Source organism: Acidovorax sp. LjRoot38, assembly GCF_964252975.1.
Taxonomy (GTDB): domain Bacteria; phylum Pseudomonadota; class Gammaproteobacteria; order Burkholderiales; family Burkholderiaceae_C; genus Acidovorax; species Acidovorax facilis.
In genome coordinates, this window is the sequence record NZ_CAXUPT020000002.1 from 538787 (window position 1) to 553057 (window position 14271).

A 14271-nucleotide genomic window follows, 5' to 3' on the forward strand; every position below is an offset into this window, starting at 1 on the left:
CCGCAGTGGCCAGGGCCGGGGCACTACTTGCAGCTGAAGCTGCTGGCGCTTTCGATATCACCCGTGCCGTTGTAGCGCGCCACCTTGGGGTAGGCGCACAGCGGGCGGGTGCGGTTGGCAGACCAGCTGGCGGGCAGCTCCAGGTTGGCACCGGCGGCATTGCCAGCGCCGCGCGCCTGGGCGATCACCTTGTCGGGGGCCTGGCCCTTTTCGACCCAGTTGACCAGCGGGGTCAGCATGTCGAACTGGTCGGTGGTGATGCCGCTGCCGCAGTGGCCCATGGCGGGCACGGGGAACAGGCGCGCAAAGTTGCTCGCATCGCCCTGGTTGGCAGCGGCCACGCCCTTGTACCAGTTCACGGTGTCGTCGTATGAGAACACGGCATCGCCCGTGCCGTGGAACACCATGACCTTGGCGCCACGGCCTTTCAGCTTGGCCAGGTCGGTGGGGTTGGGCGGCGTCATGAACGACATGGACGATTCGGTGAACGTGGCGTTGGTGGCAAAGATGGAGGCGGCCAACTGGTCAATGTTGGCCGTGGCCAGCGTCTGCTGCACGGGGGGCGTGCTGAATACGGTGCCCGAGGACAATGGGTCCAGCACCTGGCCGATCACGAACTCCCAGGTCGCCCAGTCCTGGTTGGCGATGCCGGGGTCCAGCGGGAAGGTGCTGTAGATGGCGGCGCCTGCCGATGTCTTGGCCCCGGTGTGGATCTCGGCCACCATCGTCTTTTGTTCGGCCGTGAGGCAACTGCCATCGCGCGCGCCGGTGCAGGTGGGCACGTCGTCGTTCAGCTTGAACTGGGTCTGGCAGGCCGCCACATCGCCCACGATGCCGTCGGTCACACCGTCCAGCGCATCGCACTTGGCCAGGATGCGGTTCGATACCAGCGTGCGCTCGGCGGGGGTGAATGCGGTGCCGATGTCGGGCACCGGAAAGCCGCCCAGCCAGGCGGGCGCGGTGGTCATGGCGCCGGGCGTGGCCAGGGCCGCGTACTTCTTGGCGCCCCACACCTGGCTGACTGCTGCCTTGGGCAGGTTGAAGCCTGGGTCGCCCGCGAGGAAGCCGTCGTATTCATTGGCCAGCCGCGACATGGCCACCATGGTGTGGCGCCCGCCGTTGGAGCAGCCGCCGAAGTACGAGCGGTCTGGCGCGCGGCCATAGGCCAGCTCGATGGCGTTCTTGGCCATGGGCGTGAGCTTCTGGGGCGCCTGGTAGCCGTAGTCCAGGCGGGCTTGCGGATCGAAACCGAAGGTGTTGTTCTGTGCGCCGGTGTGGCCGGCATCCGAACTGATGACCGCAAAGCCTTGGAGCAAGGCGCTGGTCACCTGCACGCCCGAGCTGTAGCTGCCCGTGGCGGGCACCACGCTGCCGTCCAGCCCGCCGTTGGCCTGGTAGTAGAAGCGGCCGTTCCAGGCGTTGGGCAGGCGCATCTCGAAACCGATGGCGTAGTTCTTGCCATCCACAGCGCTGACGCGCGAGTGCATGGTGCCGGTGATCTGGCAGTGCGCTGCCACGGGGGTGCCCGCCACGGTCAGCGTACCTGCCGCTACGGGGCTGGCCGCCGTGATGGTGGTGTTGGGAAAGTTGATGCGTGCGGCCAGGTCGCTGCACGATTTCAAGGTGCCCGGGTTGGCGGCTGCCAGCTGCGGCAGCCCTGCATCTGACGATCCCCCTCCGCACCCGATCAGCAGGGCTGCCGGCAGGGCCGACAGGGCGAGGGGGTGGATGCGCATTCTTCTTTTCGTAATGGTCATGCTGTTGTCTCCGTTTGTTATCTGAGGCCCAGGGAAACCCGCAGCGCGGCCTCAATGCACTGCAGGAGTTGGTGCAGCCCTACCAGCGATTGCTACTGATGTTGTAGCTGTTAGCGCTTGTCCATCAAGCGCTGGCGGCCAATTTGTTTTTGATTTCCAGAGACTGTGCAATGCGTTGGCGCAGGATGGCGGCGCGCATGTCGAATTCGGGTAGCACCCACTGGGTGAGTGCCTGGGCAGGGGCGTTCCAGCGCTCGCCGTGGCTGGCCGCGCCGATCTGGCACCAGGCCCAGTCCAGCAGCACCAGCGCCACGGCGCGCAGATAGTCGTCGGCCACCCAGTAGGGCAACTCGGCGTCGGACTGGGCGGCAATCGCCAGCGTCTGTGTGATCTCCACCAGCGCATGGCGGCGTGCGCTGGCCGCAGGGCTGGGCGCTGTGCCGGGCAGTGTGGTCAGCAGCGTTGCCAGGCCCTGGCCGCCATCGGCCAGCACCTTGCGCACCAGCAGGTCAATCGCCTGGATCTCGTTGGTGCCCTCGTAGATCATGGCCACGCGCGCATCGCGCACGATCTGCTCGATGCCCCATTCGCGCACATAGCCGTGGCCGCCAAACACCTGCAGGCAGGCGCTGGCGCCGTGGAAGCCCTGTTCTGTGAGCGCGGCCTTGAGCACGGGCGTGACCAGTGCACACCAGCGCTGGGCGGCGGCGCGCTCGCCCGCGTCGGTGCTGTGCTTGGCCACGTCCAGCTGCAGGGCTGTGTGGTAGGCCAGCACGCGGCCGCCGTCGATCCAGGCGCGCTGCGTGTGCAGGATGCGGCGGATGGCGGGGTGGTCGTGGATGAGGCTGGTGTCTTTGGCGCCGGGGGCGCGCATCTGGCGGCGCTCTGCCGCGTAGGCGCTGGCCTTTTGCCATGCGGCTTCCAGCAGGCCGATGCCCTGCAGGCCCACATGCAGGCGCGCGGCGTTCATCATCACGAACATGGCGTTCAGGCCCTTGTTCGGCTCGCCCACCAGCCAGCCGGTGGCGTCGTCAAAGCGCATCACGCAGGTGGGGCTGCCGTGCAGGCCCATCTTTTCTTCGATGCGCTCGCACACCACGGCATTACGGCTGCCGTCCTGAAGCACCTTGGGCACCAGAAACAGCGACAACCCCTTGGGGCCCGCCGGTGCATCGGGCAAGCGCGCCAGCACCAGGTGCACGATGTTGTCGGTCAGGTCGTGTTCGCCGCCGGAGATAAAAATCTTGCTGCCGTTCACCCGCGCGCTGCCGTCGGGCTGGGGCACGCCGCGTGTGCGCACCATTCCCAGGTCGCTGCCCGCGTGGGCTTCGGTCAGGCACATGGTGGCCAGCCATTCGCCGGTGGCGACCTTCTCCAGGTACTGCGCCTTGAGTTCGTCGCTGGCGTGGTGCTTGATGCATTCGTACGCGCCATGCAGCAGGCCGGGCGCCATGGTCCAGCCATGGTTGGCACCGGCCAGCCATTCAAACAGCACACACTCCAGCACCGCAGGCAGGCCCTGGCCGCCGTCCTCGGGCGCGCACGACAGCGACGGCCAGCCCGCCTGCCAGAAGGCCTGGTAGGCATCGCGAAATCCTGCGGGCGTGTGCACTTTGCCTGCGTCAAACCGGCAGCCTTCCTCATCGCCCGTGCGCTGCAACGGGGCGATGGCGCTGTCCACAAACTTGGCGGCCTCGTCCAACACCTGCGCAGCCAGCTCGCCATCGGTGTCGGCAAACGGCGCCAGCGCCTGCCAGCGGCTGGGCGCCTGCAACACGTGGGTCAGCAGATGCTGGATGTCGGCAAGGGCTTGGCGTGCTTGCATTAAATGCTCACTATTTGATAGCTATTGGCGCTTGATAGATAAGCGCTGGAGGCCGTTTTCTTCTGAATTTCGTCGGCACGAGCCTGGTGGCTGCTTGCGCCTTGGCTTCGACAGGCTCAGCCCGAACGGGTGGGGTGTGGGGGTTGCGCCCGCCACCTGTCGATACCGGCGCGCCCCCAGGCGAGGGCCACCGCGCAAGGGCCGCCCCGCCGCGCTGGTGGCGTCCCCCCCAAGGGGGGAAGCGGCGAAGCCGCTCAGGGGGGATTCACAACCTTCAAGAATCTGCGGTGAAACCAATCTTCTTGATCAGCGGACCCCAGGTGTCGTACTCGGCCTTCTGCCAGCGGGCTTGTTCCTCGGGCGTGGAGCCGTGGGGCATCAGGCCCACGATGGCCAGGCTGTCGATGACCGACTTTTCCTTCAGCGCAGCGTTGATGGCCGCGTTGGCGGCGGCAATCACCGGCTTGGGCGTGGCGGCGGGGGCGTAGAAGCCAAACCATTCTTCGGTGGTGAGCTCGGGGAAGCCCTGCTCGGCGAACGTGGGCACATCAGGAACGTACTGCGAGCGCTTGGGGCCCGAGGTGGCCAGGATGCGCAGCTTGCCCGCCTTGTAGTTGGCGATGAAGTCACCGTGCGGCGTGACCATGGCAGCCACCTGGCCGCCCACCACGTCCGTCACGCCCGGGATGGAGCCACGGTAGGGCACGTGGCGCAGGTCCACGCCGCTGTTGATGCCCAGCAGCGCGCCCAGGAAGTGCGGCGTGGAGCCAGCACCGGGCGAGCCGTAGCTGGCGTCCTTGGGGTTGGCCTTGGCCCAGGCCAGGAAGTCCTTCACGTTCTTCACGCTGGCGGGCACCATGGGGCCCACGGCCAGTCCGTGGTGCATCACGGCGGCAATCGACACGGGCGCGAAGTCCTTGTCGGTGTAGTTCATCTTGCTGTAGATGTGCGGGTAGTTGGCAATGGCCGACACCTGCGCCAGCGCCAGCACCGAGCCGTCGGCGGGTGCTGCCTTCAGCGTCTCCAGCGCAATACGGCCGCCCGCGCCGGGCTTGTTCTCCACCACGCCAGCGTTCTTGCTGAAGGCGCTGCCGCCCCATTTTTCTGCCACGCGGCGGGCCACGGTGTCGCCCGAGCTGCCAGCGGGGAAGCCGAAATACACCTTCACCTGGTCCACCTGGGCGTGGGCAGCAAAGGGGTGCAGGGCGCCCAGCGCGGCGCTGGCGCCAAAGGCCTGGACGAGTTGTCGGCGGGTGATGGTCATGGTGTTGTCTCCTGGTATGACGGGGTAAAACTCAAAAAATTGGAACGGGGCTTTTCACGCCCTCTCGTTATCTGGCAAATGGCGACGCATTTCCTGAGGCGCTCCAAACGGGCGCTGCATAAGCCAGCGCCACCGTGGAACTGGCTTTGCCAGGCCACGGGTGGCGTCCCCCAGGGGGGGATGGCGCGAAGCGACTCAGGGGGGCTTCTCATCTCGGCGCCATGCGCAGTGCGCCATCGAGGCGGATGACTTCGCCGTTGAGATGGCCGTTGGTCACGATGTGGCAGGCCAGCTCGGCAAACTCCTCGGGCTTGCCCAGGCGTGGCGGGAAAGGGATGCTGGCGGCCAGCGACTGCTGCACGGCCTCGGGCAGTTCCTTCATCAGCGGCGTGGCAAACAGGCCGGGCGCCACGGTGCACACGCGGATCGCGTGCTGTGCCAGGTCGCGCGCCATGGGCAGCGTCATGCCCGCCAGGCCCGCCTTGGAGGCGCTGTAGGCCTGCTGGCCCACCTGGCCGTCAAAGGCGGCGACGGAGGCGGTGAACATCATTACGCCGCGCTCGCCGTTGTCCAGCACGTCGAGCTTGCTGCAGGCGGCGGCAAACAAACGGCTCACGTTGTAGGTGCCGATCAGGTTGATGTTGACCACGCGCACAAAGTCTTCCAGCGGCGCGGCACTGCCATCACGCTGCACCACGCGTTTGGCGCTACCGATGCCTGCAACATTCATGAGAATGCGCGCGGGGCCGTGGGCGGCGGCGGCCTTGTCGATGGCGGCCTGCACGCTGGCGGCGTCGGTGATGTCGCAGGGGCAGGCTACGCCACCAATGTCTGCGGCGACTTTTTCAGCCAGTTCGGCATTGCGGTCCAGCACCGCGACCTTGGCGCCCTGGGCGGCCAGTGCGCGTGCGGTGGCTTCACCGAGGCCCGATGCGCCGCCGGTCACGAGGGCGGCTTGTCCTTGAATCTGCATGGTGGTGTCCTTGGGTAGTCGTTCAGTTCAGGTCAATTCATTTCTGAGGCACGAGGGTGAATGGCAACTTGCCTTCGTGCATGGCTTCCACCAGGTTGGCGCGGTGTTTGAGCACGGCGCGCTGGTTGATGGAGCCCTTGTCGGTGATCTCGCCCTTGTCCAGCGAGGGCGGCTCGGCCATCAGGTGCATGCGGGCCACACGCGTGGCACTGCCCGTGGCTTGTGCGGCCAGCTGGTTGATCACCTGCTGAAAGTGCTGCTGCACGGGCGCGCTCTCCAGCACCTGCTGCAGGCTGGCATCTTCCGGCAGCCCCGCCAATGTGCGGATATGGGGCGTGGGGATCAGCAGCGCGCCCACTTCCTTGAGGTTGATGCCGGTGATGACGGCGTCCTGCACATAGGGTGCACAGGCCGCGATGATCTTGGCGCGCATGGGGCCCACGCTCACGAAGGTGCCGGTGCTGAGCTTGAAGTCTTCGGCAATGCGGCCGTCGAACTTCAGGCCCTTGTTGTGGTCGGCCTCGTCGATCCACTTCACGGCGTCGCCGGAGCAGTAGAAGCCTTCTTCGTCGAACGCCTCGTGCGTGGCCTCGGCGTTGCGCCAGTAGCCCTGCGTGATGTTGGGGCCGCGATAACGCACCTCGACCTTGCCATCAATCGGCACCAGCTTCAACTCCAGCCCCGGCGTGGGCACGCCGATGTCGCCCGCCTGCACGTTGGGGCTGTTCACGGCCACGCAAAAGGGGCAGCCCTCGGTCATGCCCAGGCCGGTGTTCATCACGATGCGCTCGCCCACCTCCTGCTCGGCCACCTCAAAGAGGGCATCCCAGATGGGTTGCGAGAGTGCGGCAGCGGCAAAGAAGAACATCTTCACGCGGCTGAGCAGGTTCTTGCGCAGCTGCGCGTCGGTCTTCATGGTGTGCGCCAGCACCTCGAAACCCGTGGGCACGTTGAAGTACACCGTGGGCGCGATCTCGCGCAGGTTGCGGATGGTCTCGGCCATGCCCGCGGGCGTGGGGCGGCCTTCGTCCAGGTACAGCGTGCCGCCGTTGTAGATGACGATGCCGAAGTTGTGGTTGCCGCCGAAGGTGTGGTTCCACGGCAGCCAGTCCACCAGCACCAGGTCTTCCTCGGCCAGCACGGGCATGGACTGGTTCATCTGCTGCAGGTTGGCGGCCCACATGCCGTGCGTGATGATCACGGCCTTGGGCGCCTTGGTGGAGCCCGAGGTGAACATGAACTTGGCGATGCTGTCGCCCGTGATGGCGGCGTGTGCGGCGTCCACGGCGGGCGTGGCCTCGGTGGCCAGCAGTGCGCTGAACGGGGTGGTACTGCGGCCGGGCAGGGTGCCCTCGATCAGCGCCACCTCTACGTCGGCGCCCACCGTGGCGTTGATGGCGGCGGCAAAGCGCTCGCCGCTGCTCGCAAACACCAGGCCGGGCGTGAGGGTGTCGATGGCGTGGCGCAGCTTGTCGTAGTCCTTGCTCACAGTGGAGTAGGCGGCCGACACGGTGCATTGCGGCACGCCCGCCACCAGGCAGCCCAGCGACAGCAGGGCGTGCTCCAGATCGTTTTCGCTGAGCATGACCACGGGGCGGTCGGCACTCAGGTTGCGGTCGAGCAGCGCTTGCGCAATGCGGCACGCACTGTCCCATGCCTTGCGGTAGCTGATGTGCCGCCAGTCGCCCAGGCTGCCGTCGGCGTTCTTCACACGCTGCGCCATCCAGGTGCGGTCGGGCGTCGTCTGCGCCCAGTGCGCCAGGCGGTCGGTCAGGCGCACGGGGTGGGGCTGCAGGTCTTGCGTGGCGCGCACATAGACCACGCCGTTGTCGCCCTGGCGGGTGGTGACTTCGGTCACGCCAAAGCGCAGCGGCCGGTAGCGGGGGGTGGGGGCGGTTGCCATCATGGGTGCTTTCAAGAACTCACTGGCGCGGGCGGGGGCTCGCATCTTCAGGCCTTCTGGACCTTGGCTGCCTTGCCGTCGAGGAAGGCGCGCACACGGGCCTTGGCTTCGGGCGCGCTCTGGGCGATGGCGGCCATCATGGCTTCGGTCATCAGGCCCTGGTCGGACGGCTGTTCGGCAATGCGGGGCAGCGCGTGCATGAGTGCGTAGTTGGTCAGCGGTGCGTTCTGCGCAATGCGCTGGGCCAGCTCAAAGGCCTTGTCGAATGCGGTGCCGGTGGGCACGAGGTATTGGGCAAAACCCACACGCTCGCCGTCCACGGCGTTGTAGACGCGGCCGGTCATCATCATGTCGGTCATGCGGGCCGTGCCGATCAGGCGCGGGATGCGCACCGCGCCGCCGCCGCCCACAAAGATGCCGCGCGAGCCTTCGGGCAGCGCATAGAAGGTGGTCTCGTCCGCCACGCGGATGTGGCAGGCGCTGGCCAGCTCCAGCCCGCCGCCCACCACCGCACCATGCAGCGCCGCCACCACGGGTACGGGGCCGAACTGCACGCGGTCCAGCGCCGCGTGCCACATGCGCGAGTGGTGCAGGCCCTGGCCCGCGTCGCGCTCTTTCAGCTCCGAGAGGTCGAGGCCCGAGCAGAAGTGTTCGCCATCGCCATCGATCACGGCGGCGCCCACGCTGGCGGGCAGGTTGTCCATCACGTCGCGCAGCGCCAGGATCAGGCCGTCGTTCAAGGCATTGCGCTTGGCGGGGCGGGTGAGGCGGATGACCGCGATTTCCTCGCGTTCGCCACGGATTTCAAGGGAGATGTCGGAGTTCTTGGTCATGGTGGTGTGAGTGAGTTAGGGAAATTATGGTTATCAAAAATAACTAAAACAAGACCGCAAGGCCGCTCTTTGCTAGGGGGTTTCCCTAGCTTTTCAAGCGACTCATATGGTTATGATAAATAACTAAAATTGGTGCGCAATCCAAGCAAGGACCCTGTCATGAACGCCTTCATCCCCTACGGTATCTACTGGTCGTCCCCGTTTGCCAAGTGGCAGGGCACGCTGGCCAACCTCAACGCGCTGCCGCTGGCCGCTGCGGTGGGCAAGCAGGCGCTCGCCGCGCGCGGGTACGACCTGGCCGCGGTGGACCTGGCGATCCTCGGCATCACCAACCCGCAAAAGGGCAGCTTCTACGGCCTGCCCTGGGTCACCGGCATGATGGGTATCGACCGTGTGGCCGGGCCCACGGTGCAGCAGGCCTGCGCCACCAGTGTGCGCGCGCTGCAGATGGCTGCACAAGAGGTGGCCTGCGGCACGGCCACCAGCGCGCTGCTGGTGATGGCCGACCGCCAGTCCAACGGGCCGGTGGTGTACTACCCCGACTCCAGCGGCACCGGCGGCTATGGCATTACCGAGCACTGGGTGCCCGACAACATGGGACACGATCCGTATGCCAAGAACCCCATGCTGCAGACCGGCGAGAACGTGGCCGCGCGCTATGGCATCAGCACCGAAGAGCAGCACGCGCTCAAGCTGCACCGCTACCACCAGTACCAGGAGGCGCTGGCCGACGACCGCGCCTTCCAAAAGCGCTACATGGCCGATGTGCCCGTCACCGACTCCAAATTCCGCAAGCAGACGGGCACGCTGAGCACCGATGAAGGCATCTTCCCGACCACCGCCGAAGGCCTGGCCAAGCTCAAGCCCGTCAAAGAGGGTGGCACGGTGACCTTTGGCGGCCAGACGCATCCGGCCGACGGCAACGCGGGCGCCATCGTCACTACCCGCGAACGTGCGCGCGCCGTAGCCACCGACCCCGGCATCGAAGTGGAGATCCTGGGCTTTGGCATGGCGCGCGTGGAGGCGGGCTACATGCCCATGGCACCGTCGCCTGCCGCGTTCAACGCGCTCAAGAACGCGGGCCTTTCCATCAGCGACGTGGCGGCCATCAAGACGCACAACCCCTTCGCTGTGAACGACATCGCCCTGGCGCGCGACACCGGCTTTGCCTGGGAGCGCATGAACAACTACGGCAGTTCCATCATCTGGGGCCACCCCCAGGCACCCACCGGCATGCGCGCCATCATCGAGCTGATCGAAGAGCTGGTGCTGCGCGGCGGCGGCGTGGGCCTGTTCACCGGATGCGCTGCGGGCGACACCGGCTATGCCACCGTGTTGCGCGTGACCGACAGCAAAACCACTTCCAAGGCCTGACCATGACGACCACTTCGACAAGCTCTTTCTCCGCCCCCCTGAACGCCTGGCTGGTGGACGGCGTGCGCACGCCCATGGTCGATTACTGCGGCCCGCTGGGCCATGTGTCGCCCACCGACATGGGTATCAAGGTGGCGCGCGCCGTGCTGGAGCGCAGCGGCGTGCCCGCAGCCGATGTGGGCTCGGTCATCACCGGCTCCATGGCGCAGGCCGATTTCGACGCCTTTGTGCTGCCGCGCCACATTGGCCTGTATGCAGGCGTGCCGCAGGCCGTGCCCGCCATCCTGGTGCAACGCATCTGCGGCACGGGCTTTGAGCTGTTCCGCCAGGCCGCAGACCAGATCGCGCTGGGCTACACCGACGTGGCGCTGGTGGTGGGCACCGAGTCCATGACGCGCAACCCGATTGCGGCCTACACACACCGCACCGGCTTCAAGCTGGGCGCGCCCGTGGAGTTCAAGGACTTCCTGATGGAGGCGTTGATCGACACGGCCGGCCCCGTCACCATGATCGAAACGGCCGAGAACCTGGCCAAGAAGTACGGCATCACGCGCGAAGACGTGGACGCCTACGCATCGCAATCCTTCGCCCGCGCGCTCAAGGCGCAGGAGGATGGCTTTCTGGCGGGCGAGATCGTGCCAGTGACCAGCGAGAAGTTTGAGCTGGAAGGCTACGCCACGCGCGGCATCACGCTGCCCCGCAAGGTGGCGCAGCTGGACCGCGACACGCACCCGCGCCCCTCGCCCGTCGAGGCACTGGCCGCGCTGCGCACGGTCTACCCCGGCGGCGTGCAGACCGCTGGCAACAGCTCGGCCCTGGTGGACGGCGCCGTGGGCGCCGTGGTGGCCAGCGATGCCTATGTGCAGCAGCGTGGCCTCAAGCCCCTGGCGCGCCTGCGCGGTGTGGCCGCTGTGGGTGTGGCGCCCGAGTACATGGGCATCGGCCCGGCCCCGGCCATTCGCGCGCTGCTGGCACGCACCGGCCTCACGCTGGATGACATCGGCCTGTTAGAAATCAACGAAGCCCAGGGCGCACAGACCCTGGCCGTGGGCCGCGAGCTGGGGCTGGACCTCAACAAGCTCAACGTGAACGGCGGCGCCATTGCCCTGGGCCACCCGCTGGCCGCCACCGGCGTGCGCCTGACGGTGACCCTGGCGCGCGAGCTGCGCCGCCGTGGGCTGCGCTACGGCATCTCCAGCGCCTGCGTGGGCGGCGGTCAGGGCATTGCTCTGCTGATCGAGAACCCCGACGCCTGAACCCTGAATCCACATTTTGCAAAGCACACCATGAAAATCATCACCGCAGCCCAGGCCGGGGCACTCATCCCCGACAACGCCACCATCTTCCTGGGCGGCCTGGCCGTCTCCAGCCTGCCCGAGGAAGTGCTCAAGGGCGTGGAAAAGAACTTCCTCGACACCGGCCACCCGCGCAATGTGACCACCTGGGCCTGCGGCGCCATCGGCAACAGCAAGGACGCGGGCATGGTCCACTTTGCGCACCCGGGCATGATCAAGCGCACCGTGGCAGGCCACTTTGGCCAGACCGGCGCCGAGATGATGAAGATGGTGTTCGACGGCGAGGTCGAGGCCTACAACTTCCCACAGGGCAGCCTGTCGCACCTCACGCGCCACATTGCCAGCCGCAGTCCCGGGCTGCTGACCAAGGTGGGCCTGGGCACGTTCGTGGACCCGCGCATTGAAGGCGGCAAGCTCAACAGCAAGTCCACCGAAGACCTTGTAAAACTCGTCGAATTCAACGGCGAGGAGTGGCTGTTCTACCCCGCGCCCAAGGTCGATGTCGCCATCATCCGCGGCACGCTGGCCGACGAGAACGGCAACATCACGCTGGACAAGGAAGGTGTGTTGCTGGAGCAGATCAACATCGCCCACGCGGCCAAGGCCTGCGGCGGCATCGTGATCGCGCAGGTGGAGCGCATCGTCAAGGCGGGCAGCCTGCACCCCAAGTCGGTCAAGGTGCCGGGCGTGTCAGTGGACTACGTGGTGGTCAGCCAGCCCGAGAACCACATGCAGACCATCACCACGCAGTTCAACGCCGCGCTGTGTGGCGATGTGCGCGTGCCGGTGAACTCGCTGGCGCCCATGGCACTGGACGAACGCAAGGTCATCGCACGCCGCACCGCGCTGGAGCTGAAGCCGGGTGCCATCACCAACCTGGGCATCGGTATTCCGGCCGGTGTGCCGTCGGTGGCGGCGGAAGAGGGCGTGGCGGACCAGTTCACGCTGAGCGTGGAAAGCGGCATCACCGGCGGCATTCCGGCGCAGCTGGGCGACTTTGGCACGGCCTACAACGCCGACGCGATCATTGAGCAGTCACTGCAGTTCGACTTTTACGACGGCGGCGGGCTGGACGCGAGCTTCCTGGGCCTGGCGCAGGCCGACAACCACGGCAACGTGAACGTGAGCAAGTTCAACGGTCGGCCCGTGGGCTGTGGCGGCTTTGTGAACATCACGCGGTCGACCAAGAACCTGGTGTTCTGCGGCACCTTCACGGCGGGGGGCCTGGAGGTGAAGGTGGCCGACGGCCAGCTCACCATCGTCAAGGAAGGCCGCTCGCGCAAGTTCATCGAGAAGGTCGAGCAGATCACCTTCAACGGGCTGGATGCTGCCCAGCGGGAGCAGAACGTGCTCTTCGTGACCGAACGCGCCGTGTTCCACCTGACCACCGAAGGGCTGGAGCTGACCGAGATTGCGCCCGGCATTGATCTGGAGCGCGACGTGCTGGCGCACATGGGCTTCAAGCCGATCATGCGCAATGTGAAGACCATGGACGCGGGCCTGTTCCACGAAAAGTGGGGCGGACTGGCTGCTGCCATGGCCGCGAAGTCTGAGGCGGTGGCACCGGCGGCCGCAGGCCAATAAACGGGGCGCAGAAGCGGCCCGAAGCCGGGCACAAAACCAAAGACCAAGGGGCGCTGGCTGCAGCGCCCCTCTTCTTTGTCAGGCCCCGTCGCGGGCGTAGACCTTTTGCAGCAGGCGGATCAGCGTCTTGCGCTCGGCGGCCGTGAGGCCGGCGGTGGCGTCCACCTCCAGCTGCGCGGCGGTCTGCTCGGCCTGGACCGTCAGCTCCACACCGTCGGGCGTCAGGTGCAGGCCCATGGCGCGGCCGTCGCTGGGGTGGGGGCGGCGCTCGATCAAGCCGCGCCGCTCCAGCGCAGCCACCAGGCCCACCAGATTGGGTGGCAACACGCCCAGCGTCACGCACAGCTGGCGCGAGGTCACGCCCGGGTTGTGCGCCACCAGCGACAGCACCGAAAAGTCCACCACCTTGAGGCGGTACACCGCCATGCGCTCCATGAACACCTCGATCACGGCCAGCGATGCGCGCCGTGCGTTGTAGCCCACCAGCGTGCGCAGAAAGCCGGTATCCACCGATTCGGGTGCGGGCGCCGGGTTGGCTGGAACCATGGAGGCGGTGGTCTTTTTGGTGGGGCGAACGCTGGACATGGGGTGATTGTGGCGGGGGGTGGGCGGGTGTTGGCAGCAGGTTGCGCGGAAATTTGATTCAAATCAGCCGCTAGCGCTTATTTGACGGATATCTATTGCTATCATAATTATAGTATTTGATGTGTGGCAGGCGACACACACGGTGCAGCATCGGCGCCTGTGGCTCTCAGACGGGGCTGCGCAACACGCGCCGGTATTGCACGGCCTCGGCCACATGGCCCACTTCGGTCGAGGGTGCACCCGCCAGATCGGCAATGGTGCGCGCCACCTTCAGCGCACGGTGCGTGCTGCGGGCCGACCAGCCCAGGCGGGCGGCGGCGGTGTTGAGGAATTTGGCGGCGGCATCCTGCAGGTGCAGGTGGGTGTCGATCTCCTGGCCCTGCAGCGCCTGGTTGGTCTTGCCTTGCCGCGCCAGTGCCACGGCGCGGGCCTGCGCCACGCGTTCGCGGATCGCCTCGCTGGCTTCGCCCGCGGGTGCCTGCACCAGCTGGTCGGCGGGCAGGGCGGGCACCTCCACATGCAGGTCAATGCGGTCCAGCAGCGGGCCGCTGAGCTTGGCCTGGTAGCGGTTCACCTGGTCGGGCGTGCAGCGGCACGCGCGCTGGGTGGAGCCCAGGTAGCCGCATGGGCAGGGGTTCATGGCCGCAATCATCTGGAACCGGGCGGGGAAATCCGCACGCTGCGCCGCTCTGGAGATGGTGATGTGTCCTGTCTCCAGCGGTTCGCGCAGGGCCTCCAGGGCAGAACGCGGAAACTCGGGCAGTTCGTCCAGAAACAAGATTCCGTTGTGCGCCAACGAAATTTCGCCGGGCCTGGGGGGTGATCCGCTGTTGATTCCATTAATTTATGAGACTTCATATGGTAGTTCCCCACGGAGC

The 14271-nt window shown here is 66.6% G+C and carries 10 protein-coding genes and 1 pseudogene; 3 read left to right on the forward strand and 8 right to left on the reverse strand.

Translation table 11 applies throughout. The annotated features are described in order from the left end of the window. Window positions 1-23: 23 nt before the first annotated feature. From ACSQ22_RS04995 to ACSQ22_RS05020, 6 genes are all read right to left on the reverse strand, one after another. A complete protein-coding gene (locus tag ACSQ22_RS04995) occupies window positions 24-1757 on the reverse strand; it encodes a tannase/feruloyl esterase family alpha/beta hydrolase (protein ID WP_233573526.1) in 1734 nt (577 codons plus the stop codon). Between the two features lie 124 nt (window positions 1758-1881). Continuing rightward, the gene (locus ACSQ22_RS05000) at window positions 1882-3582 is read right to left on the reverse strand and encodes an acyl-CoA dehydrogenase family protein (RefSeq protein ID WP_436129605.1); all 1701 of its coding nucleotides are present in this window, start codon (window positions 3580-3582) and stop codon (window positions 1882-1884) included. 274 nt (window positions 3583-3856) lie between these two features. Continuing rightward, on the reverse strand, window positions 3857-4846 hold the full coding sequence (locus ACSQ22_RS05005) for a Bug family tripartite tricarboxylate transporter substrate binding protein (RefSeq protein ID WP_055399779.1): 990 nt from the start codon (window positions 4844-4846) through the stop codon (window positions 3857-3859). Between the two features lie 208 nt (window positions 4847-5054). Next, window positions 5055-5819, reverse strand: a complete 765-nt coding sequence (locus ACSQ22_RS05010) for an SDR family NAD(P)-dependent oxidoreductase (RefSeq protein ID WP_055399781.1) — start codon at window positions 5817-5819, stop codon at window positions 5055-5057. 37 nt (window positions 5820-5856) lie between these two features. Further along, window positions 5857-7725, reverse strand: a complete 1869-nt coding sequence (locus ACSQ22_RS05015; RefSeq protein WP_436129606.1) for a feruloyl-CoA synthase — start codon at window positions 7723-7725, stop codon at window positions 5857-5859. A gap of 44 nt (window positions 7726-7769) precedes the next feature. Beyond that, window positions 7770-8555 carry a crotonase/enoyl-CoA hydratase family protein gene (locus ACSQ22_RS05020; RefSeq protein ID WP_436129607.1) on the reverse strand — a complete coding sequence of 262 codons (786 nt, stop codon included), beginning with the start codon at window positions 8553-8555 and terminating at the stop codon, window positions 7770-7772. 159 nt (window positions 8556-8714) lie between these two features. On the opposite strand from ACSQ22_RS05020, the gene ACSQ22_RS05025 reads away from it, so the two are divergent. From ACSQ22_RS05025 to ACSQ22_RS05035, 3 genes are read left to right on the forward strand one after another with little or no spacing between them, the layout of a single operon-like run. Then, window positions 8715-9929: a thiolase family protein gene (locus tag ACSQ22_RS05025; protein ID WP_436129608.1), complete on the forward strand. Its 1215-nt coding sequence runs from the start codon at window positions 8715-8717 to the stop codon at window positions 9927-9929. Between the two features lie 2 nt (window positions 9930-9931). Then, a complete protein-coding gene (locus ACSQ22_RS05030; RefSeq protein ID WP_436129609.1) occupies window positions 9932-11185 on the forward strand; it encodes a thiolase family protein in 1254 nt (417 codons plus the stop codon). A gap of 30 nt (window positions 11186-11215) precedes the next feature. Continuing rightward, a complete protein-coding gene (locus ACSQ22_RS05035; RefSeq protein ID WP_436129610.1) occupies window positions 11216-12808 on the forward strand; it encodes an acyl CoA:acetate/3-ketoacid CoA transferase in 1593 nt (530 codons plus the stop codon). 78 nt (window positions 12809-12886) lie between these two features. Here the strand turns inward: ACSQ22_RS05035 and ACSQ22_RS05040 are convergent, their stop codons facing one another. Continuing rightward, window positions 12887-13393 carry a MarR family winged helix-turn-helix transcriptional regulator gene (locus ACSQ22_RS05040; protein ID WP_436129611.1) on the reverse strand — a complete coding sequence of 169 codons (507 nt, stop codon included), beginning with the start codon at window positions 13391-13393 and terminating at the stop codon, window positions 12887-12889. Window positions 13394-13559: 166 nt separating this feature from the next. Then, window positions 13560-14228, reverse strand: a pseudogene (locus tag ACSQ22_RS05045) (ATP-binding protein); the annotation flags it as partial. Window positions 14229-14271: the final 43 nt, after the last annotated feature.

What these genes read in the sequence shown, in the direction of transcription:
- ACSQ22_RS04995 (WP_233573526.1), bottom strand. Translation starts at nt 1,757, where the DNA reads ATGACCATTACGAAAAGAAGAATGCGCATCCACCCCCTCGCCCTGTCG.
- ACSQ22_RS05000 (WP_436129605.1), bottom strand. Translation starts at nt 3,582, where the DNA reads ATGCAAGCACGCCAAGCCCTTGCCGACATCCAGCATCTGCTGACCCAC.
- ACSQ22_RS05005 (WP_055399779.1), bottom strand. Translation starts at nt 4,846, where the DNA reads ATGACCATCACCCGCCGACAACTCGTCCAGGCCTTTGGCGCCAGCGCC.
- ACSQ22_RS05010 (WP_055399781.1), bottom strand. Translation starts at nt 5,819, where the DNA reads ATGCAGATTCAAGGACAAGCCGCCCTCGTGACCGGCGGCGCATCGGGC.
- ACSQ22_RS05015 (WP_436129606.1), bottom strand. Translation starts at nt 7,725, where the DNA reads ATGATGGCAACCGCCCCCACCCCCCGCTACCGGCCGCTGCGCTTTGGC.
- ACSQ22_RS05020 (WP_436129607.1), bottom strand. Translation starts at nt 8,555, where the DNA reads ATGACCAAGAACTCCGACATCTCCCTTGAAATCCGTGGCGAACGCGAG.
- ACSQ22_RS05025 (WP_436129608.1), top strand. Translation starts at nt 8,715, where the DNA reads ATGAACGCCTTCATCCCCTACGGTATCTACTGGTCGTCCCCGTTTGCC.
- ACSQ22_RS05030 (WP_436129609.1), top strand. Translation starts at nt 9,932, where the DNA reads ATGACGACCACTTCGACAAGCTCTTTCTCCGCCCCCCTGAACGCCTGG.
- ACSQ22_RS05035 (WP_436129610.1), top strand. Translation starts at nt 11,216, where the DNA reads ATGAAAATCATCACCGCAGCCCAGGCCGGGGCACTCATCCCCGACAAC.
- ACSQ22_RS05040 (WP_436129611.1), bottom strand. Translation starts at nt 13,393, where the DNA reads ATGTCCAGCGTTCGCCCCACCAAAAAGACCACCGCCTCCATGGTTCCA.